The sequence below is a fragment of the Streptomyces lacaronensis genome, assembly GCF_047337785.1.
Lineage (GTDB): Bacteria > Actinomycetota > Actinomycetes > Streptomycetales > Streptomycetaceae > Streptomyces > Streptomyces lycopersici.
The window spans coordinates 2103940-2123619 of the sequence record NZ_JBLHDK010000003.1; the positions used below are offsets into that span (position 1 = coordinate 2103940).

A 19680-nucleotide genomic window follows, 5' to 3' on the forward strand; every position below is an offset into this window, starting at 1 on the left:
TGTGTGCCGCGGACCGTGACGCCTGCGGGGCCCCTACGCCTCCACAGCCTCGGCGCCGCCGGTCGGCGCCCACGGGGCGCGGCGGATCGCGCGCAGCGCCCTGCGCCGCCGCAGCCCGGTCAGCCGGTCGATGAACAGCCCGCCGTCCAGATGGTCGCACTCATGCTGAAGGCAGCGCGCGAAGAAGCCCGTGCCCTCGATCCGCACCGGCTCCCCGGTCATCGTCGCGCCCTCGATCACCACGTGGTCGTGGCGCGGGGTGCCCGCCTCGAGCCCCGGCAGCGACAGACAGCCCTCCGCCCCGCGCACCGTCACCCCGTCGGCCGCGACCGGCCGGGGGTTGACGACATGCCCCAGATGGCGGTGGTCCTCGTCGTCCGGGCAGTCGAAGACGAAGACCCGCAGCCCCACACCGATCTGATTGGCCGCGAGGCCCACCCCGTGGGCCGCGTACATCGTGGCGTACATGTCCTCGATCAGCAGGGCCAGCTCGGCGTCGAACGCGGTGACCTCCTCGCACGGCGCGCGGAGCGCCGGATCGCCGAAGAGCCGCAGGGGCCGCACCGCTCCGCGGCTGCCCGGGATCACGCCATGTCGCATGGCAGCCAAGCCTACGGCGCCGATGAGGTGGGCCCCGTGCGCGCGGCCGGAATTCGGGACAGCCGCCGGATCTCGATAGGCTGCTCTCCGACCGTGGCCTCCCGGCCGGCGACGCGGCACGGAGGGGGCCTACCACCGGCGCCTCGGGGGGCAGAAGCGGCGCCGGTATGCGAGGAGGATCGAGAAGACGATGGCAGGCAACTCGGAGCCGCTGTCACCGCGGGCCAAGCTGGCCGTGACGGCGGGCAAGGCCGCGGCGGCGGTGTCGCGGGCCGCGGGCCGCGGCAGTGGATCGGTGATCGGCGGCAAGGTGGCCCTGCGGCTCGACCCCGATCTGCTGGGCAGGCTGGCGCAGCACCTGGACGTCATCCTGGTGTCGGCGACCAACGGCAAGACCACGACCACCCGGCTCATCGCCGAGGCGCTGCGGGCGGCCGGCCCGGTCGTCTCCAACGCGCTGGGCGCCAATATGCCGGCCGGTATCACCTCCGCTCTGGCGGGCGGGTCCGATGCCCGCTACGGCGTGATCGAGGTCGACGAGAAGTACCTCGCCGGTGTGGCGCGCGACACCGAGCCCAAGGCCATCGCGCTCCTCAACCTCTCCCGTGACCAGCTCGACCGCGCCGCCGAGACCCGGATGCTCGCCGAGAAGTGGCGCGAGGGCCTGACCGGCTCCAAGGCGGTCGTGATCGCCAACGCCGACGACCCGCTGATCGTCTGGGCCGCCTCCTCCAGCCCCAATGTGGTGTGGGTGGCGGCCGGGCAGGAGTGGAAGGACGACGCCTGGTCCTGCCCGTCCTGCGGCGGTGTGCTGCAGCGCCCGGGCGACGACTGGGTCTGCGGGGAGTGCGGCTTCCGCCGCCCCGTCCCCAGCTGGGCGCTGAACGGCGACTACGTCCTGGACCCGCACGGCGCCGCCTGGCCCATCCACCTCCAGCTCCCCGGCCGCGCCAACAAGGCCAACGCGGCCACCTCGGCCGCCGTCGCCGCCACCTTCGGGGTGCCCCCGCAGGTCGCGCTGGAGCGGATGTACCAGGTCCAGGCCGTGGCCGGCCGGTATGACGTGGTCACCTTCCAGGAGCGCCAGCTGCGGCTGCTGCTGGCGAAGAACCCGGCCGGCTGGCTGGAGACCTTCTCGCTGATCGACCCGCCGCCCACCCCGGTGATCCTCTCGGTGAACGCGCGCGGCGCCGACGGCACCGACACCTCCTGGCTCTGGGACGTGGACTACACCCGGCTGGCCGGGCACCCGATCTGCGTGATCGGCGACCGCAAGCTGGACCTCGCGGTGCGCCTGGAGGTCGCCGGGCTGGACTTCCGGGTCTGCGCGGACGTGGACGAGGCGGTGCGGATCTCCCCGCCCGGCCGCATCGAGGTGATCGCCAACTACACCGCGTTCCAGGACCTGCGCCGCCGGGTCGGCAACTGACCCCCGTACGAGAGGCACGAAGATGCGTAGCACGAGCCAGAACGGCCTGCGTCTGGTGTGGGTCTACCCCGACCTGCTGAGTACGTACGGCGACCAGGGCAACGTCCTGGTGGTGGAGCGCCGGGCGCGGCAGCGCGGGCTGGAGGTCTCCCGCCTGGACGTCCGCTCCGACCAGCAGATCCCCACCTCCGGGGACGTCTATCTGATCGGCGGCGGCGAGGACCGCCCGCAGCGGCTGGCCGCCGAGCGGCTGATCCGGGACGGCGGGCTGAGCCGGGCCGTCGCCAACGGGGCGATCGTCTTCTCGGTGTGCGCCGGGTACCAGATCCTCGGCCACGAGTTCATCAACGACCTCGGCCAGCGCCAGCAGGGCCTGGGCCTGCTGGACGTGGTCAGCACCCGCGGCGAGGGCGCCCGGTGCGTCGGGGACGTGCTGGCCGACATCGACGAGCGGCTGGCGCTGCCCCCGCTGACCGGCTTCGAGAACCACCAGGGCGTCACCCACCTGGGCCCGACCGCCCGCCCCTTCGCCCGGGTCCGGTTCGGCAACGGAAACGGCACCGGGGACGGATTCGAGGGCGCGTACAGCGACACCGTCTTCGGGACGTACATGCACGGCCCGGTGATGGCCCGCAACCCGCACATCGCGGACCACCTGCTGAAACTGGCCCTCGATGTGAACGCGCTGCCGCCGGTCGACGACCAGTGGTACGAGGCGCTGCGCAACGAGCGGATCGCGGCGGCGACCCAGCCCGCCTGAGCCGCGTCCCGCTCGCTCGAGCGCAGCTCAGAGGCCATTCGAACGCAGGGTGACCGCATGGCGGACATCAGGCCACAGGCCGCGCCCCCGTCGCCCGCGCGCTTGTAGGGTGGCGGGGTCCCGCCGGACGACGCGGTCCGGCCGTCGGCCCCCATCTCAGACAGAGGTATGCGTGCCATGCGCATTGGTGTGCTCACGTCCGGCGGCGACTGCCCCGGCCTGAACGCGGTCATCAGGTCAGTCGTCCACCGCGCCACCGTCGACCACGGCGATGAGGTGATCGGCTTCCAGGACGGCTGGAAGGGCCTGCTTGAGTGCGACTACCGCAAGCTGGACCTGGACGCCGTGAGCGGCATCCTGGCCCTCGGCGGCACCATCCTCGGCTCCACCCGGGTGCGCCCCGAGCATCTGCGGGACGGCGTGGAGCGGGCCAAGGGCCATGTGGCGGAGCTCGGCCTGGACGCGGTCATCCCCATCGGCGGGGAGGGCACGCTGAAGGCCGCCCGGCTGCTCTCGGACGCCGGGCTGCCGATCGTCGGCGTGCCGAAGACCATCGACAACGACATCGCCTCGACCGATGTGACCTTCGGCTTCGACACCGCGGTCGGGGTGGCCACCGAGGCCCTGGACCGGCTCAAGACCACCGCCGAGTCCCATCAGCGGGTGCTGATCGTCGAGGTCATGGGGCGGCACACCGGCTGGATCGCGCTGCACTCGGGCATGGCCGCGGGCGCCCACGCCATCGTCGTCCCGGAGCGCCCGTTCGACATCGAGGAGCTGGCCGGGACCGTCGGGGCACGGTTCGAGGCGGGCAAGAAGTTCGCGATCGTGGTGGTGGCGGAGGGCGCCAAGCCGCGCGAGGGCACGATGGACTATGAGGCCGGCGGCAAGGACGTCTACGGCCATGAGCGCTTCGCGGGCATCGCCCGCCACCTCTCCGTGGAGCTGGAGCGGCGGCTCGGCAAGGAGGCGCGGGCGGTCATCCTGGGCCATGTGCAGCGCGGTGGCACCCCGACGGCGTACGACAGGGTGCTCGCCACCCGCTTCGGCTGGCACGCGGTCGAGGCGGCCCACCGCGGCGAATTCGGCACGATCGCCGCGCTGCGCGGCACGGACATCACGCTGGTGCCGCTCGCGTCGGCCGTGGAACGGCTGAAGACGGTCCCCGCCGAGCGGTACGCCGAGGCCGAGTGCGTACTGTGATCTGAGCGGTTCTAGGCTGGTGCGAGCACATTTGGTGCGCACCGGGAGGAGATCTTGCTGATGGATCACGGCGGGCACGGCATGATGATGAATCTGCCGCCGTTCACGCTGTCGCGCGGCCTGGAGCTCGGCGGCGATCCGTTCTTCCTGGTCGGCTGTGTGCTGGCGCTCGGTCTTTACGGCTGGGGCGTCGCGCGGCTGCGGCGGCGCGGCGACGCCTGGCCGGTGGGGCGCGTGGTCTCCTTCGTCCTCGGGGTGCTGACCATCGCGGTCGCGATGTGCACCAAGCTGAACGACTACGGCATGGTCATGTTCAGCGTCCATATGGTGCAGCACATGATCATCAGCATGGTCTCGCCGATCCTGCTGCTGCTGGGCGCGCCGGTCACGCTGACCCTGCGGGCCCTCCCGGCGGCCGGGCGCGGCCGTAAGGGGCCCCGGGAGCTGCTGGTCGCGCTGTTGCACAGCCGCTATATGCGGATCATCACCCATCCGGCGTTCACCATCCCGCTGTTCATCGCGAGCCTGTACGCGCTGTACTTCACCCCGCTCTTCGACTTCCTGATGGAGAGCAAGGCCGGGCATATCGCGATGATGGTCCACTTCCTGGCGGTGGGCCTGGTCTTCTTCTGGCCGATCATGGGCGTGGACCCGGGCCCGCACCGGCCCGGCTATGTGATGCGGATGCTGGAGCTGTTCTCGGGCATGCCGTTCCACGCGTTCTTCGGCATCGCGCTGATGATGGCGTCCGAGCCCATGGTCGGCGCGTACAAGCACCCGCCCGCCTCGCTGGGCGTCGACGCGCTGTCGGACCAGACCTGGGCGGGCGGTATCGCCTGGGCCTTCAGCGAGATCCCGTCGGTGATCGTGCTGGTGGCGCTGGTCTACCAGTGGTACAAGTCCGAGCAGCGCCAGGCGCGGCGCATCGACCGCACCGCGGACCGGGACGGCGACCAGGAGCTCGCGGCGTACAACGCGTATCTGGCCTCGCTCCAGTCCCGGAGCCAGTGAGGGGTCACCGGGTCCTGCCGCCCGCGGCGGGCTGTTCCCCTCCCCGCCCCTTCCCCCAACTGGGGCTCCGCCCCGGACCCGGGGTCCAGGGGCGGAGCCCCTGCCACGCGGCGGAGCCGCATAAAGACCCGCCGGACGGCCCGTAGCGGCCAGGGCCCGGACCGCGAGACCATGGACCCGGGCCCTGGGTGGCCCGGGTCCTGGCGAAGGGGCGTCGGGACCGCCGTGAGGAGGTCGGGGATGCCCGGTTCCGCGAAGGCGATGACGGTGGCCACGGTGGGGGGTCTGGTGCTGGTGACGGCCTACACCGTGGCTCTGGGGAGCAACGGCTGGCTGTGGTTCAGCTGGGTGGTGCTCGGACTGCTGACCGTGGGGGTCGTGGTGGCCCGGGGCTGATCTCTCTACCGTGCGGAGGACCCCTTCGCAGCGGATCCCGAGCGCCTGCCCAGCAGCCACCGCCGTAACGCCGCCCACCACGGGACGCGCCCGGGGGCCACCGTCTCGGGCCCCTCGGTGCCGGACCGGACCGGGGCCGCCGTCTCCTCGGGGATCGAGGGCACCCGCTGCCGAGGGGGCAGGAGCGCCTCGACGGGGAGGTCCATGACATCCGGCTCGGGGCGCCGGGGCATGAACTCCACCGGCAGCTCCACGAGATGGCGGGAGATCCAGGACGAGAGCCAGGTCAGCTCGGACTCGTCCACGGCCAGCCGCAGATCGGGCAGGCGCAGCAGCAGGGTGTCGATGGCGGTGTCCGTGATGGCGCGGCCGATGTCCTGCCCCGGGCATTCATGGGGGCCGCCGCTGAAGGCGAGATGGGACCGGTTGCCGTACATGGGCGCGGCGATGTCGGGGCGGATGGCCGGGTCGACGTTCCCGGCGGCCAGCCCCAGCAGCAGCATGTCCCCGGCCTTGATCCGCTGACCGCCCAGCTCGGTGTCCCCGGTGGCCCAGCGGCCGGGGACGACCGTGAGCGGGGGCTCGTTCCACAGCACGTGCTCGATGGCGTCCGGCAGCGTCATATGGCCGCCGGCCAGGGACGCGCGGAAGCGCGGATCGGTGAGGACCATGCGCAGCGTGTTGGCCATCAGATTGGTGGTGGTCTCGTTGCCGGTGAGCAGCACCAGCCGCAGATGCTGGACCACCTCCTCCTCGGTGAGGCCGGAGGGGTGGGCCAGCAGCCAGGACGCCAGATCCTCGCCGGGTTCGGCGCGCCTGCGGTCCACCAGACCCTTGAGGGCGCCGGTGACGTACGCGTCGCTGCGCAGGGCCGTCTCGGTGCCCTTCATCAGGTCCCGGGTGGCCTCGACCAGCCGTGGGCCGTACTCGTCCGGCATGCCCAGCAGTTGGGTGAGGACGAGCATGGGCAGCTGCTGGGCGAAGGCGGTGACCATTTCCGCGCCTCCTTCGGCACAGAAGTCGTTCACCAGCTGGTGGGTGAAGCGGGTGACATGGCGGCGGATCCCGCGGCGGTCGAAGCGCCCCATGGACTCGGTGAGCGCGGCCCGCAGCCGCTCGTGCTCGTCGCCGTCGGCGAAGGTGCACATGGGCTGCCAGCCGACCACCGGCAGCAGGGGCGAGTCGGCGGCGATCCTGCCGTCCTTCCAGGCGTGCCAGTGGCGGGAGTCGCGGGAGAAGCGGGAGGGGGTGCGGGAGACCTCCAGGTTCTCGCGGTAGCCCAGCAGCAACCAGGCCGGTATGCCACCGTCGAGCACGATCGGGGCCACCGGGCCGTGCTCGGCGCGCAGCCGCTCGTACAGCCCCATCGGGTCCTTCTCGTTCTCGGGCCCGAGGAGGTCCACCAGACCGCCGTCTCCGTCGGAGAGCGCGGTGTGGACGGGGCACCGGGTGGGCGGCAGACCGGCGGGCCCGGTGCCGGGGTCGTCGGGATGAGGAGTCACGGTGTCTCCGGGGTCACGGTGTGGAGAGATTGCAGATGGCGCACGAGGGCGAGGAGGGTGTCGCGGCTGGAGCCGCGGTCGCGGGCATCGCAGTCGATCATCGGTACGGAGTCGGGCAGGTCCATGGCAGCGCGCAGGTCCGCCATGGGGTGGACGGGGGCCCCGGGGAACGCGTTGACCGCGACCACGAAGGGCACCCCGCGCTCCTCTAGCCGTCCGACCGCGTCGAAGCTGACCTCCAGACGGCGGGTGTCGATCAGGACCACGGCGCCCAGGGCGCCCTCGAAGAGGCCGTTCCACAGGAACCAGAACCGCTCCTGGCCGGGGGTGCCGAACAGATAGAGCACCAGCCGTTCGTTGAGGCTGATCCGGCCGAAGTCCATCGCGACGGTGGTCTCGGTCTTGCGCTCGATCCCGGCGATGTCGTCGACGCCGACCCCGGCCTGGGTCATGGTCTCCTCGGTGGTCAGCGGGCGAATCTCGCTCACCGAGCCGACCATGGTGGTCTTGCCCACGCCGAAGCCGCCGACGATCACCACCTTGACGGCGGCGGCCGCGGAGGCCGGGAGGGTGTCCTCGCTGCGCGGTCCGGCGACTCCCTCAGAGGTTCTGTAGTCCATGCATCACCGCCTGCAGCAGTTCGGGGTCGGGCAGCACGGCGGCCGGGACCGGCGCCCTGACCTCCACCCGGTCGTCCCGCAGCAGCCCCGCGAGGAGCACGGTGACGGTGGAGACGGGCAGGACCAGATACGCGGAGATCTCGGCCACCGAGAGCGGGAACTGGCACATCCTCAGCACGGCCGCGGCCTCGGGAGCCGTCCCCGGCTCCGGTTCGGCGCGTGCCACGATGAGGCTGACGAGTTCGACGGGCCGGTGCCGGGGTTCCTGCGAAGCGCGGCCGCGGCTGACCGTGTAGAGCCGCTCGGGGCCGCCCTCGTCCCACGGCTTGCCGGGCTCGCTCATGTCACGCGTCCGTCGACCCGCGGCGGGCTGCTGAGGTGCTCCCCGAGCCGGGCGACGAGATCTCTCATGCACTGGCCCATCAGCCCGGCGTCCACGCTGTCCTCGGCGAGCACCGCCAGATACGAACTGGTACCGGCCGCCATCAGATAGAAGAACCCGCCGTCGACCTCGATGACGACCAGCCGCATCCGCCCGTCCCCCTCGGGGAACTGGGCGGCGATCGCGCCGGAGAGGCTCTGCAGCCCGGCACAGGCGGCGGCCAGACGGTCGGCGGTGTCCTTGTCCGTGCCGACCTGGGCCATGCACAGGCCGTCCGAGGACAGCAGGACCACGTGCCGGGTCTCCGGAACGCTGGACGCGAGGTCCCGGAGCATCCAGTCCATGTTGAACCGCGGTTGCGTCACTTGCCTACTCATCCTTGTCCGACGTGTTCGGGGTGCTTGAGTTGTCCGGGGCGTCGGGCGACTTCCGGGGGTCCGGCGCGTCCGCGGCGGCGTCCGCCGCCGGGATCGGCTCGCCGTTGAGCCCCTTGGTGAAGGCGTCCAGCCAGATCCCCGGCTGTACGGGCTGCCGGGCCGGATCGCGGGGCGGGGCGGGCGCCGCCGGGGGCGCGGAGTCGACGCGGAACGACGAGGGGGCCGGGGCGACCATGGGCATCCGGCGGCGGCGCTGCGGGAGTCCGGCGCCGTTCTGCCGGAAGCCGGGGCCGGGGCGGCCCTGCGCCACCGGGCCGGTGCGGGTGGGCGACGGGAGGGGCGTGGCCCGCTTGATGGGCTTGGGCGGGGGCAGTTTGGCCGCGCGGGCGATCGCGCCACCGGGCGCGGGGGTGGGGCAGATGATGTCCTGCGGGACGACCAGCACCGCGCGCACCCCGCCGTACGCCGAGGGCCGCAGCGAGATCTGGAACCGGTACCGCACGGCGAGCCTGCCGACCACGGCCAGGCCGAGCCGCGGTGTCTCGCCGAGGTCGTTGAGGTCGAATCCGGTGGCCGCCTGGAGCAGCACCGCGTCGGTGCGTCTGCGGGCCTCCTCCGACAGGCCCACCCCGGCGTCCTCGATCTCGATCGCGACCCCGGACTGGACCTCGATCGCGGTCAGGTGCACCCGGGTCTTGGGCGGCGAGTAGCGGGTGGCGTTGTCCAGCAGTTCGGCCAGGGCGTGGATCAGCGGCTCCACCGAGGGGCCGACGATGGCGACGTCCGCCACCGAGTGCAGATCCACCCGCTCGTACTCGAGGATGCGGGACATGGCGCCGCGGCAGACGTTGAACAGCGGCACCTCCTTCTGCCACTGGCGGCCCGGCCGCGAGCCGCCCAGGACCGCGATGGAGTCCGCCAGCCGGCCGATCAGGGCGTTGCCGTGGTCCAGGTGGAGCAGATCCTCGAAGACGTCCGGGTCGGCGCCGTGCTTGTCCTCCATCTCCCGCATGTCCTGGGCCTGTTGGTGGACGATGGCCTGCACCCGGCGGGCGATGTTGACGAACGCCCGCTGGGCCGCGTCCCTCAGGTCCTCCTCGGTCCGCACGGTGTCCAGCACCCACCGCAGCAGTTGCTCGTGGGCGGCGTCGAAGTCCGGGTCGAGACGGGGCGCGTAGTCGACGTCCTTCATCGCCTCGTGCACCATGGCGCCGCGCCGCAGCCGGGCCACCGTCGCGGGGAGCACCTCCCGGGTCAGCCGCCGGATCTCCGCCTCCTGGGCCGCCAGGCGCTGCCGGAACCCGGCCTCCTGGGCGGAGAGCCGGGTGCGCAGCGTGGTGATCAGCCGGCCGCGGCGCATCGCCTCGGCCGCCGCGAGGGCCACCGCGAGCGTCGCCGCCACTCCGCACCAGGCGACCGTGGCCCGCGCCCCGGACGGGACCACGGCGACGGCCAGCGCCGCGCAGAACGCCATCGCGGCGGGAGGGATGACCCATACGAGCGTGGAGGCGGGCCGTCGGCCTCCGGGTGAGGTGCCGCCTCCGGATGAGGTGCCGGCGAAAACCATGGGCATCCTTAAAAACAGCGAAGAGAAAATGAGTGCGAAATGCGGGCGATGAGCCAGCCCGTCATGGGCCCTGGAGCATAGCGGTTTCACCGTCGCATGAATTGAAGATGCTTTTTTCTTCGGAATGCATCACGGTGAATTCAAAGAGCGTGAAAAAGCGATCATCTGCACTCACCCTTTGACCGTGAATGATCGGCCGAGGGCGAATCTGCTCATGGCGAAGGAGTCTGGGCAGCGTGGCGCTCGGGCCCTTAGCGTCCCGGCATGAGCACTGGGAGCGCATGTGTGATCGGGGCCACGGGGCAGATCGGCCGGGCGGCGGTGCGCGCGCTCGCCGAGGAGGGATGGCGGGTGCGGGCCGCCTCGCGCGGTGGGGGCCGCGACGAGGGCTGGCCCGGGTCGGTGGAAAGCGTGGCCGTGGACCGGGACGACGACGCCGCGGTGGCCGCGCTGATCGGCGACGGCTGCGATGTGGTGCTGGACTGCGTCGCCTACGGCCGGGCACACGCACGGCAGTTGCTGGACCTCGCCGACCGGATCGGATCGGCGGTGGTGATCTCCACCGGAGCGGTGTACGAGGACGACCAGGGCCGGGGCTTCGGGACCCAGGACCGGCCGGACGGCGGCCCGCGGTATCCGGTGCCGCTCCCCGAGTCCCAGCGAACCGTCCCGCCGGGCGACGGCTACGGCAGCCGGAAGGTGGCGCTGGAGCGGGAGCTGCTGGCCGCCGGGGACCGGCTGCCGACCACTCTGCTGCGCGCCGGGGCGATCCACGGCCCGCACTGCCGCACCCCGCGTGAGCTGTACTTCGTCAAACGGGCGCTGGACGGGCGGCCAGTGCGGATCCTGGCGTACGGCGGCCGCAGCCGGTTCCATCCGGTACATGTCGACAACATCGCGGAGCTGGTGCGGCTGGCCGCCCACCGGCCCGGTTCACGGGTGCTCAACGCGGGCGACCCGCAGGCCCCGACGGTCGCCGACATCGCCGCCGCCGTGGACGCGGTGCTCGAGGTGCGCGGCGAGCTGGTGCTGGTCGACGGGGAGCCGCCGCATCCGCATATCGGCAGCACCCCCTGGAGCCTGGCCCACCCCCTCGTCTACGACATGACCGCGGCCGAACGGGAGTTGGGCTACCGCCCGGTGACCGGCTATGCGGAATCGCTCCCGGCGACCGTCGCCTGGCTGACGGACCGGCTGACGGCCGACCCGGACTGGCGCACGGCTTTCCCCGACATGGCCGCCGCCTACGATCCGATGACCGATCTGTTCGACTACGCGGCCGAGGACGCGTGGCTGCGGGGCGGCGGGAATTCCCCCGCGCCCTGATCGACGCGGGCGTACGGCGAAGAAACGGAACCGGGCCCGTGCGGGGAACGCACGGGCCCGGCCCAGCACCGCATACCGCCGACCAGCCGACTACTTGACGACGGCGGCCGCCTCCTTGGCGGCCTTCGCGTCCTTCGCGGACGCGCCCGACTTGGCGGGCACCGGCGTGGCGTGCGGGGCGCAGGTCACGTCCTTGGCGTCCACCGTGCCCTTGAGCAGGTAGGCGTCCACCCGGTCGTTGACACACGGGTTCACCAGACCGGTGACCCCGTGCGAACCGGCGTCCTTCTCGGTCACCAGACGCGAGCCCTTCAGCCGCTTGTGCAGCTCGACCGCGCCCTCGTACGGGGTCGCGGCGTCACGGGTGCTCTGCACGATCAGCGTCTTGGGCAGCCCCTTGGCGGCACCCACCTCCAGCGGGGTCCCCTGCTTGGCCCCCCAGGTGGCGCACGGCAGGTTCATCCAGGCGTTGGACCAGGTCAGGAAGGGGTAGTCGCGGTGGAGCCGGGTGTTGTCCCGGTCCCACTTCGCCCAGCTGGTCGGCCACTTGGCGTCGGCGCACTCGACGGCGGTGTAGACGGCGTTGCCGTTCTCCGAGGCGATGTTGCCCGCGGTGTCGGACATGTCCGGGCCCGCGGCCTCGACCAGCGCTTTCTCATCGCCGCCGAGGTAATCGCTCCACACCTGGGCGACCGTGGCCCACGACGAGTCGTAGTACGGAGCGCTCTGGAAGAACCCGAGCAGCTCGGCCGGGCCCACGACCCCGCCGATGGGGCTCTTCTTGGCGGCCGCGCGCAGCTTCTCCCACTGCTGCTGGACCTTCGCCGGGGTGTCGCCGATGTGGTAGGCGGCGTCGTTCTTCGCCACCCACGCCTTCCAGTCGTTCCAGCGCGTCTCGAAGGCGACGTCCTGGTCCAGGTTGGCCTGGTACCAGATCTTCTCCCGCGAGGGGTTGACCACGCTGTCCACGATCAGCCGGCGCACATGGGTCGGGAAGAGCGTCGCGTAGACCCCGCCGATGTACGTTCCGTAGGACACGCCCAGGTAGTTGAGCTTCTTGTCGCCGAGCGCGGCCCGGATGACGTCGATGTCCCGGGCGGTGTTGGGCGTCGTCATCTGCGGCAGCATCCAGCCGCTGCGCTCCTCGCACCCTGAAGCGTATTCACGGGCCAGCTTGCGCTGGACGCGCTTGTCCGCCTCGCTGTCGGGCACCGGGTCCAGCTTCGGGGCCTTGACGTACTCCTGGGGATCCACGCACGAGATGGCCGCGGAGTGGCCCACCCCGCGCGGGTCGAAGCCGACGAAGTCGTACGCCTTCGACACCTTCGTCCACAGCGGGTTCTTGGTGGTGACCCGGGTCGGGAAGCGCAGCCCGGAGCCGCCGGGCCCGCCCGGGTTGTAGATCAGCGAGCCCTGCCGCTCGGAGGCGGAGCCGGTGTTGGCGATCCGGTCCACCGCGAGCTTGATGGTGCGGCCGTTCGGCTTGGCGTAGTCGAGCGGTACGGTGACATAGCCGCACTGGATGGGCTTGGCGAGCCCCCAGTCGGCCGGGCAGTCCGTCCAGTCGATGCCCTTCTTCGCGGCCTTGGCCGCGGCCACCGCCACACCACGGGCCTCGGCGGCCCCGCCGGGGGTCCGCTCCGATGCCCCGGCCGTGGGGGCGGCCAGCGCACCGGTTATCAGCGCACCGGCGATCACACCACCGGTCGCGCCGAAGAGTGCTGTGCGTCTCACTTAGTCATCCCCCTGCTTTGTTGCGCCGCCAGGAGCGGCGATGATCACAGAGTGTCAGGGGGATTCTTCTGTCTTGCTTACCGCCGAGTACAGGGCAAACCGCCGTTTCTTTATCAAGACGTGAACATCAGCCCACGGCCGCGGCCGCCGCGTCGAGGGCCCGGCGGAGGTGGAGGGCGTCCGGGGCCACGGCGGTGGCGAGGGCGGCGGGGCCGGTCAGCGGCGTGAGGACGGCGGTGTCGGCGAGGCGGCGGGACGTGATGGGACGAGCGCCATAGGCCGGGTCGACCACGAGCAGCTGGCCCACCGCCCGATGGCCGCCGAGGACCGCGCCGCCGTCCCAGCCGGGGGCGCCGGGGCCGTGGGCGAGCTCCTGGTCGAGGAGCGGGCGCCCGGCTCGGTGGACGGTGAGACGGCTGGTCAGATGGCCCGGGGATTCGCCGGTACGGCCCAGGATCTGCTCCTCGCGCAGCACGAGGCGGGCGGTGGGCGCGAGTTCGACACGGGTGGTCATCAGCAGTTCGCTGCCGTGGGCGGAGATCAGGGGCTCGGGCAGCCAGTGCAGGGTCGCGCCGTCGGCGACGGTCAGCCGGATCTCGTAGTACGCGGGGCCCGCCGCCCGCCCCGGCAGGGCGATGGTGGCCGCGGCGGAACCGACGCGCAGCCGGGCACCGGGCCCGGCGGTCGCCTCGAGGGCGATCCGGTCGCCGCCCAGGGGCGCGCTCATGGCCCCGACCACGGTGACACACGCCTCCCCCACCACGCCCCGGGTCCGCCGCAACGCGAGCGGCCCGTCCCCGGCGAGCACGGGCAACGCGGTGCCCCCGCGCCCGTCCGCCTCGGCGACGAGACGGGCGGTGGCCCGTACTACCGGGCCGGAGACGCCCGTTGTGGGTGAGGTGCCCGCCGCATGCGAGACGACTGCAGACGCACCCGAGGTGCGTGTCGCAGCCGAGGCACGAGTCGCAGCCGAGGTGCCCGCGGCACCTGCGGTGCCCGCCGTGCCCGAGGCGGCTGCCCCTGCCGAGGCGGCCGGGCCGCGCCGGATGTCCGGGGCTTCCCGCTCCCGAGCACTCCCTGGCATCCGCGGCGCGGTGTGCGGCGGTACGCCACCCGGTGCGTCCGGGGCGGGGGTCATGCCGGGGCCGCTGTCCAGGCGGCCAGGCGGGTGCGGACCCAGTCGGCGATGGGGCGGACGCCGTCCTCGGCGACCAGGGAGGTGAAGGCCACGGGCAGTTCACCGCGCTGGGCCTCGGCGTCGCGGGCCATGCGTGCCAGGTCCGAGCCGACGTAGGGGGCCAGGTCGGTTTTGTTGACCACGAGCAGATCGGCGGTGGTCACGCCGGGGCCGCCCTTGCGGGGGATGTCGTCGCCGCCCGCGACATCGATGACGAACACCTGCGCGTCCACCAGGCCCTTGGAGAATGTCGCGGTGAGGTTGTCCCCGCCGGACTCGACCAGGATCAGATCGAGCGGGCCCACGGTCTCCTCGAGCTCCTCGACGGCCTCCAGGTTGGCGGAGATGTCGTCGCGGATCGCGGTGTGCGGACAGGCTCCGGTCTCCACGGCGGTGATGCGCTCCGGCGGCAGTACGGCGTTGCGCAGCAGGAACTCGGCGTCCTCGCGGGTGTAGATGTCATTGGTGACCACGGCGAGGGAGAGCTGGTCGCGCAGCGCCCGGCACAGCGCGGCGACGGTCGCGGTCTTGCCCGAGCCCACCGGCCCGCCGAGTCCGATGCGCAGCGCCCGGCGGGTGCCGTCGGGGCGGTGGGGGCCGGCGGCGCCGTAGGTGTGGCGCGGGGGGTAGGTGTCCGCGTGGTCGAGGTGCATGAACGGCTCCGATGTTCCAGCAGGGGCGGGTGCGGGGCGGGCCCGGTTACGAGGCGAAGAGGCGTACGGACCAGGTGGCGTGGTGTTCTGCGGCGATGTCGAGCAGCGGCGCGGAGGCGGCGGGCAGCGCGTCCGGGCCCTCGTCGAGGGCCCGCCACGCCGCGTCGGCGGCTCGCGCCACGACCCGGTCCAGCTCGGGGGCGAGGCGGGCGAGGACGGCGGTGGCATCGAAGGGGTCGAGGCTCAACAGCCGTACGGCGGCGGTCGCGGGCCCGCTCACCGCCTCGTACCCGGCGGCGTACGCGGCGTCCGTCGGCCCCAGTGCGGCGGCGCGCGCGGTGAGTCCGAGCACCACGGGCTGATGCGCCCCGCGCGGCCGCGCGGCGGCCAGGGCGTCCAGTTCGGGCGAGGGCCAGGTGGCACGGGCGGCGCGCATCAGCTGGCGCCCGAGCCGCCGGGCGGTGGCCCGCAGCGCGGAGCTGGGGGTACGGGCGTCCGCCGCATCGTCCAGCACGAGCGGATCGAGCCCGGCGGCGGCCGCGGCGGCGAGCCCGGCCGCGGTGAGCCCGGCGGTGTGCAGCCGCCCCCGGCAGAACGCCTCCAGGGAGGCCGCGTCACGGATCCGACCCGCCGCGACAGCGGCCTCGGCACCCCCCGAATGCGCATGGCCTCCAGCGGGAAACCGCCCATCGGCGAGCACGAGCAACGCGGCGGCCCCGCCCGCGGCCCCTCGCCGCGCGGCCTGCGACCCGGCCCCCACCTCATGCCCTACAGCCATGTCCGCCACCCCCGAGCGAGCCCGATCCAACCCACCCGGCGACGGGTCACCGGAGGCCCAGGAGGCAGGAGCGGCAACCCCACCAGAGGCATCACCCCGGACCCGCCGGAGGGCATCTCTTCCGCCCCCGAACGGGCCCGATCCAGCACGCCCGGCGACGGCGCACCGGGGCCCCAGGCGACGGAAGCGACAGCCCCACCAGGGGCATCACCGCCCCGGAGACCGCCAGGGGCCCCGCCCCCGAACGCCCGTTGGCGGGCCCGATCCAACCCACCCGACAACGGCGCCCCTGAGCCCCAGACGACGGAAGCGACAGCCCCACCAGGGGCATCACCGCCCCGGAGACCGGGGGTCCAGGGGGCGAGGCCTCCTGGTTTCGGGAAGGGGCGGGGTGGGGGAAAGCCCGCCGACGGACCACCCGCGGCCGGACCGCGAGCGCCCCGGGGAGCGGGCGGAGTCTCGTTCGTGGGCATGACGGGTCCGGTCAGAAGAGGAAGTACCGCTGGGCCATGGGAAGTTCGGTCGCCGGGGCCGGTTCGACGGGCTCGCCGTCGATCGTCACGGTGAACGTATCGGGGTCGACCTCGACCCGCGGCAGGGCGTCGTTCTCCCGCATGTCCGTTTTGGTGACCCCCCGCGTGCCGCGGATCGGGGCGAACCGCTTGCGGAGGTCCAGCCGGTCCGCCAGGCCGTCGTCCAAGGCGGCCTGGGTCACGAAGTTGACCGAGCCCCTGGCCGCCGCGCGGCCGAGCGCGCCGAACATGGGGCGCGGCAGGACCGGCTGCGGGGTCGGTATGGAGGCGTTGGCGTCGCCCATCTGCGCATACGCGATCTGGCCGCCCTTGATGACCAGATGCGGTTTGACGCCGAAGAAGGCGGGCTCCCACAGCACCAGATCGGCCAGTTTCCCGGGCTCCACCGAGCCGATCTCCCCGTCGAGGCCCTGGGCCACCGCCGGGTTGATGGTGTATTTGGCGACATAGCGACGCGCCCGGTGGTTGTCGGCGCGGCCGTCCCCGGCCAGCGCCCCGCGCCGTCGCTTCATCACATGCGCGGTCTGCCAGGTGCGCAGCACCACCTCGCCGATCCGTCCCATGGCCTGGGAGTCGGAGGAGATGATCGAGATCGCGCCGAGGTCGTGCAGCACGTCCTCGGCGGCGATGGTGCTGGGCCGGATGCGGGACTCGGCGAAGGCGAGGTCTTCGGGGACGGCCGGGTTGAGGTGGTGGCAGACCATCAGCATGTCGAGGTGCTCCTCGACGGTGTTGACGGTGTGCGGGCGGGTCGGATTGGTGGAGCTGGGGAGAACGTTGGGCTGCGAGACCACGGTGATGATGTCGGGCGCGTGCCCGCCGCCCGCGCCCTCGGTGTGATACGCGTGGAGGGTGCGCCCGGCGATGGCGGCCAGGGTGTCGCCGACGAAGCCCGCCTCGTTGAGGGTGTCGGTGTGGATGGCGAGCTGGGCGCCGCTCTCCTCGCAGACGCCGAGGCAGGCGTCGATGGCCGCGGGGGTCGCCCCCCAGTCCTCATGGATCTTGAATCCGAGGGCTCCGCCGCGCAGTTGGGACCACATCGCCTCGCGCGAGACGGTGTTGCCCTTGCCGAGCAGTCCGATGTTGACCGGAGACCCCTCCAGCGCCTCGAACATCCGGGCGAGATGCCAGGGTCCGGGGGTGATGGTGGTGGCCTTGGTCCCTTCGGCGGGGCCCGTGCCGCCCCCGACGAGGGTGGTGATCCCGGAGCAGAGCGCCTGGTCGACGAGGGTCGGGGAGATGAAGTGGACATGGGCGTCGATGGCGCCCGCGGTGAGGATCCTGCCGTTGCCCGCGATGACCTCTGTCTCGGGCCCGATGACGAGGTCGGGGTGGACACCGTCCATGGTGTCGGGGTTCCCGGCCTTGCCGATTCCGGTGATACGGCCGTCACGCAGGCCGATATCCGCCTTGACGACGCCCCAGTGGTCGAGCACGACGGCCCCGGTGATCACGGTGTCGGGGGCGCCCTCGGCGCGGGTGGCACGGGACTGGCCCATGGATTCGCGGATCACCTTGCCGCCGCCGAAGACCGCCTCGTCCCCGGCCCGGCCGGGCCCGCCGCCGCGGTCCTCCTCGATCTCGATGAAGAGGTCGGTGTCGGCGAGCCGGATGCGGTCCCCGGTGGTGGGGCCGAAGAGATCGGCGTACGCGGCGCGGTCCAGTTCAGCGGTCATCGAGCTCTCCTCCCGTCTCCGCGCGCAGCCCCGGCACGATCCGCTCCCCCGCGATCGGGATCAGGGCGACCTCGACGGGGATGCCCGGTTCGAAGCGCACGGCGGTGCCCGCGGCGATGTTCAGCCGCTTGCCGCGGGCGGCGGCGCGGTCGAAGTCGAGGCCGGGGTTGGCCTCGGCGAAGTGGTAGTGGGAGCCGACCTGGACGGGCCGGTCGGCGGCGTTGAGCACGGTCAGACGGGTGACCGGCCGCCCCTCGTTGAGGAGCACCGGCTCATCGGCGTAAAGGATCTCTCCGGGGATCATGAGCAGGCCTCCGTCAGGCTATCGGCTGGTGGACGGTGACCAGCTTGGTGCCGTCGGGGAAGGTGGCCTCGACCTGCACGTCCTTGAGCATCTCGGGTACGCCCTCCATGACCTCGTCGCGGGTGAGCACCCGGCGGCCGGAGGCCATCAGCTCGGCGACGCCGCGGCCGTCGCGGGCGCCCTCCAGGATGTGGGCGGTGATCAGCGCCGTCGCCTCGGGGTGGTTGAGGAGCACGCCCCGGGCCCGTCGCTTCTCGGCCACGTCGGCGGCCACATGGATGAGCAGACGTTCCTGCTCATGCGGGGTCAAGCGCACGCTTACCACCTCATTCTCGCCCTTACTCCACAAAAGCCCTGATCCGGCGGAAACAACCCGTTCCGCACGGTCCGGGGCGACTTGCGCCCAGCCTTCGCAGGCTAGTTCCGCGGCATTTCGTCGGCGTTAACTGAGCCATTGACCGAGCAACCCTGATCAATCCGATCGATGCTGGTCAAGACGGTCCCATGAGCCACCGTCACGTCTCCGTAACCCGCCTCGGCCGGCGCCCCGCATCCGCTCGGCGGAACCGTACGTCCGGCTATCGCACTTGACGGCCCCACCGCATAGCCCCGATTCTCATCACCGCAACACCATGATTCACCTGCTCCGCTCCAACCCCCCACATCACAACGGAGCCCAACTGTGAAGCGAATAGCGTCAATTCGCCGCGGAAGCCTCGCGGCGGCAACCGGTGCCGCGCTCGCCGCGGCCCTGCTGAGCGGCGCCTCCGGCGCCGAGGCCACCGGCAGCACCAAGGCCGCCGCCCCCGACGTGGACGTCGCGGCCGTCAAGGCCGATCTGGGCGAGCTGCAGTCCATCGCGGACGCCAACGGCGGAAACCGCGCCCATGGCGAGCCCGGCTACCAGAAGTCCCTGGACTTCATCAAGGGCAAGCTGGACGAGGCCGGATTCACCACCTCCGTCCAGGAGTTCACCTCCGGCGGCAAGAAGGGCTACAACCTCATCGCCGACTGGAAGGGCGGCGCCGACGACAAGGTCGTGATGGCCGGTTCCCATCTCGACTCGGTCGAGGCCGGCCCCGGCATCAACGACAACGGTTCCGGCTCGGCCGCGATCCTCGAGGTCGCGCTCGCCGTGGCCAAGGCCGACCTCCAGCCCGCCAAGCACCTGCGGTTCGCCTGGTGGGGCGACGAGGAGGACGGCATGGTCGGGTCGACGCATTACGTCGACAGCCTGGCGGCCGACGAGCAGTCGAAGATCGACTCCTATCTCAACTTCGACATGCTCGGCTCCCCCAACCCGGGCTACTTCGTCTATGACGACGACCCGGAGCTGGAGAAGGTCTTCAAGGACTGGTACGCGGCGAAGAACATCACGACCGAGAAGGAGACCGAGGGCGACGGCCGCTCGGACCACGCCCCGTTCAAGGACGCGGGCGTGCGGGTCGGCGGTCTGTTCACCGGCGCCGAGGCCACCATGAGCCAGGAGCAGGCCGACCAGTGGGGCGGCAAGGCGGGCGAGGCGTTCGACCCGTGCTACCACTCCGCATGCGACAAGACGTCGAACATCGACGACAAGGCGCTGGACCTGAACACCGACGCCATCGCCAACGCGATCTGGACGCTCAGCTCCTGATCAGCACCCCCACACC

20 protein-coding genes are annotated in these 19680 nt (G+C 72.2%); 7 read left to right on the top strand and 13 right to left on the bottom strand.

Translation table 11 applies throughout. The annotated features are described in order from the left end of the window. Window positions 1-33 precede the first annotated feature (33 nt). The gene (gene def / locus ACMTAK_RS09175; RefSeq protein WP_413805739.1) at window positions 34-600 is read right to left on the bottom strand and encodes a peptide deformylase; all 567 of its coding nucleotides are present in this window, start codon (window positions 598-600) and stop codon (window positions 34-36) included. A 190-nt stretch (window positions 601-790) separates the two neighbouring features. On the opposite strand from def, the gene ACMTAK_RS09180 reads away from it, so the two are divergent. The 5 genes from ACMTAK_RS09180 (at window position 791) to ACMTAK_RS09200 (ending at window position 5399) form a co-directional block, all read left to right on the top strand. Beyond that, on the top strand, window positions 791-2029 hold the full coding sequence (locus ACMTAK_RS09180) for a Mur ligase family protein (RefSeq protein WP_198270686.1): 1239 nt from the start codon (window positions 791-793) through the stop codon (window positions 2027-2029). 22 nt (window positions 2030-2051) lie between these two features. Then, window positions 2052-2789: a type 1 glutamine amidotransferase gene (locus ACMTAK_RS09185; RefSeq protein ID WP_413805740.1), complete on the top strand. Its 738-nt coding sequence runs from the start codon at window positions 2052-2054 to the stop codon at window positions 2787-2789. A gap of 177 nt (window positions 2790-2966) precedes the next feature. Then, complete coding sequence (locus tag ACMTAK_RS09190) at window positions 2967-3992, top strand: 6-phosphofructokinase (protein WP_413805741.1); 1026 nt, start codon at window positions 2967-2969, stop codon at window positions 3990-3992. Window positions 3993-4052: 60 nt separating this feature from the next. Next, window positions 4053-5003 carry a cytochrome c oxidase assembly protein gene (locus tag ACMTAK_RS09195; RefSeq protein ID WP_413805742.1) on the top strand — a complete coding sequence of 317 codons (951 nt, stop codon included), beginning with the start codon at window positions 4053-4055 and terminating at the stop codon, window positions 5001-5003. Between the two features lie 240 nt (window positions 5004-5243). Next, window positions 5244-5399, top strand: coding sequence for a hypothetical protein (locus ACMTAK_RS09200; RefSeq protein WP_020866563.1), 156 nt, complete (start codon window positions 5244-5246; stop codon window positions 5397-5399). A 5-nt stretch (window positions 5400-5404) separates the two neighbouring features. Here the strand turns inward: ACMTAK_RS09200 and ACMTAK_RS09205 are convergent, their stop codons facing one another. Genes ACMTAK_RS09205 through ACMTAK_RS09225 form a run of 5 tightly spaced genes read right to left on the bottom strand, consistent with a single transcriptional unit; the run spans window position 5405 to window position 9847 of the window. Further along, a complete protein-coding gene (locus ACMTAK_RS09205) occupies window positions 5405-6901 on the bottom strand; it encodes a cytochrome P450 (protein ID WP_413805743.1) in 1497 nt (498 codons plus the stop codon). Continuing rightward, window positions 6898-7521: a GTP-binding protein gene (locus tag ACMTAK_RS09210; RefSeq protein WP_413805744.1), complete on the bottom strand. Its 624-nt coding sequence runs from the start codon at window positions 7519-7521 to the stop codon at window positions 6898-6900. The genes ACMTAK_RS09205 and ACMTAK_RS09210 overlap by 4 nt, the downstream gene beginning before the upstream one ends. After that, the gene (locus ACMTAK_RS09215) at window positions 7502-7864 is read right to left on the bottom strand and encodes a DUF742 domain-containing protein (protein WP_413805745.1); all 363 of its coding nucleotides are present in this window, start codon (window positions 7862-7864) and stop codon (window positions 7502-7504) included. The genes ACMTAK_RS09210 and ACMTAK_RS09215 overlap by 20 nt, the downstream gene beginning before the upstream one ends. Then, entirely contained in the window at window positions 7861-8280 is a 420-nt protein-coding gene (locus tag ACMTAK_RS09220) for a roadblock/LC7 domain-containing protein (protein ID WP_413805746.1), read from the bottom strand. Before ACMTAK_RS09220 ends, ACMTAK_RS09215 begins: the two co-directional genes overlap by 4 nt. Then, window positions 8273-9847: a sensor histidine kinase gene (locus ACMTAK_RS09225; protein ID WP_413805747.1), complete on the bottom strand. Its 1575-nt coding sequence runs from the start codon at window positions 9845-9847 to the stop codon at window positions 8273-8275. Before ACMTAK_RS09225 ends, ACMTAK_RS09220 begins: the two co-directional genes overlap by 8 nt. A gap of 264 nt (window positions 9848-10111) precedes the next feature. Between ACMTAK_RS09225 and ACMTAK_RS09230 the strand changes: the two genes are divergently transcribed. Further along, window positions 10112-11173: an NAD-dependent epimerase/dehydratase family protein gene (locus ACMTAK_RS09230; protein ID WP_413805748.1), complete on the top strand. Its 1062-nt coding sequence runs from the start codon at window positions 10112-10114 to the stop codon at window positions 11171-11173. 90 nt (window positions 11174-11263) lie between these two features. On the opposite strand, the gene ACMTAK_RS09235 is transcribed toward ACMTAK_RS09230, so the two are convergent. From ACMTAK_RS09235 to ACMTAK_RS09265, 7 genes are all read right to left on the bottom strand, one after another. After that, window positions 11264-12907, bottom strand: coding sequence for an alpha/beta hydrolase (locus tag ACMTAK_RS09235; protein ID WP_413805749.1), 1644 nt, complete (start codon window positions 12905-12907; stop codon window positions 11264-11266). 127 nt (window positions 12908-13034) lie between these two features. After that, window positions 13035-14045, bottom strand: coding sequence for an urease accessory protein UreD (locus ACMTAK_RS09240; protein WP_413805750.1), 1011 nt, complete (start codon window positions 14043-14045; stop codon window positions 13035-13037). Further along, entirely contained in the window at window positions 14042-14737 is a 696-nt protein-coding gene (ureG, locus tag ACMTAK_RS09245) for an urease accessory protein UreG (protein WP_413805751.1), read from the bottom strand. Before ureG ends, ACMTAK_RS09240 begins: the two co-directional genes overlap by 4 nt. 46 nt (window positions 14738-14783) lie before the next feature. After that, window positions 14784-15515: an urease accessory protein UreF gene (locus ACMTAK_RS09250; RefSeq protein ID WP_413805752.1), complete on the bottom strand. Its 732-nt coding sequence runs from the start codon at window positions 15513-15515 to the stop codon at window positions 14784-14786. A 484-nt stretch (window positions 15516-15999) separates the two neighbouring features. Beyond that, window positions 16000-17724 (bottom strand): urease subunit alpha, encoded by a 1725-nt coding sequence (locus tag ACMTAK_RS09255; protein WP_413805753.1) that lies wholly within the window; start codon window positions 17722-17724, stop codon window positions 16000-16002. Next, window positions 17714-18028, bottom strand: a complete 315-nt coding sequence (locus tag ACMTAK_RS09260) for an urease subunit beta (RefSeq protein WP_413805754.1) — start codon at window positions 18026-18028, stop codon at window positions 17714-17716. The genes ACMTAK_RS09255 and ACMTAK_RS09260 overlap by 11 nt, the downstream gene beginning before the upstream one ends. A gap of 13 nt (window positions 18029-18041) precedes the next feature. Continuing rightward, window positions 18042-18344, bottom strand: a complete 303-nt coding sequence (locus tag ACMTAK_RS09265; RefSeq protein ID WP_413805755.1) for an urease subunit gamma — start codon at window positions 18342-18344, stop codon at window positions 18042-18044. A gap of 366 nt (window positions 18345-18710) precedes the next feature. On the opposite strand from ACMTAK_RS09265, the gene ACMTAK_RS09270 reads away from it, so the two are divergent. After that, window positions 18711-19664 (top strand): M28 family metallopeptidase, encoded by a 954-nt coding sequence (locus ACMTAK_RS09270; RefSeq protein ID WP_413805756.1) that lies wholly within the window; start codon window positions 18711-18713, stop codon window positions 19662-19664. Window positions 19665-19680: the final 16 nt, after the last annotated feature.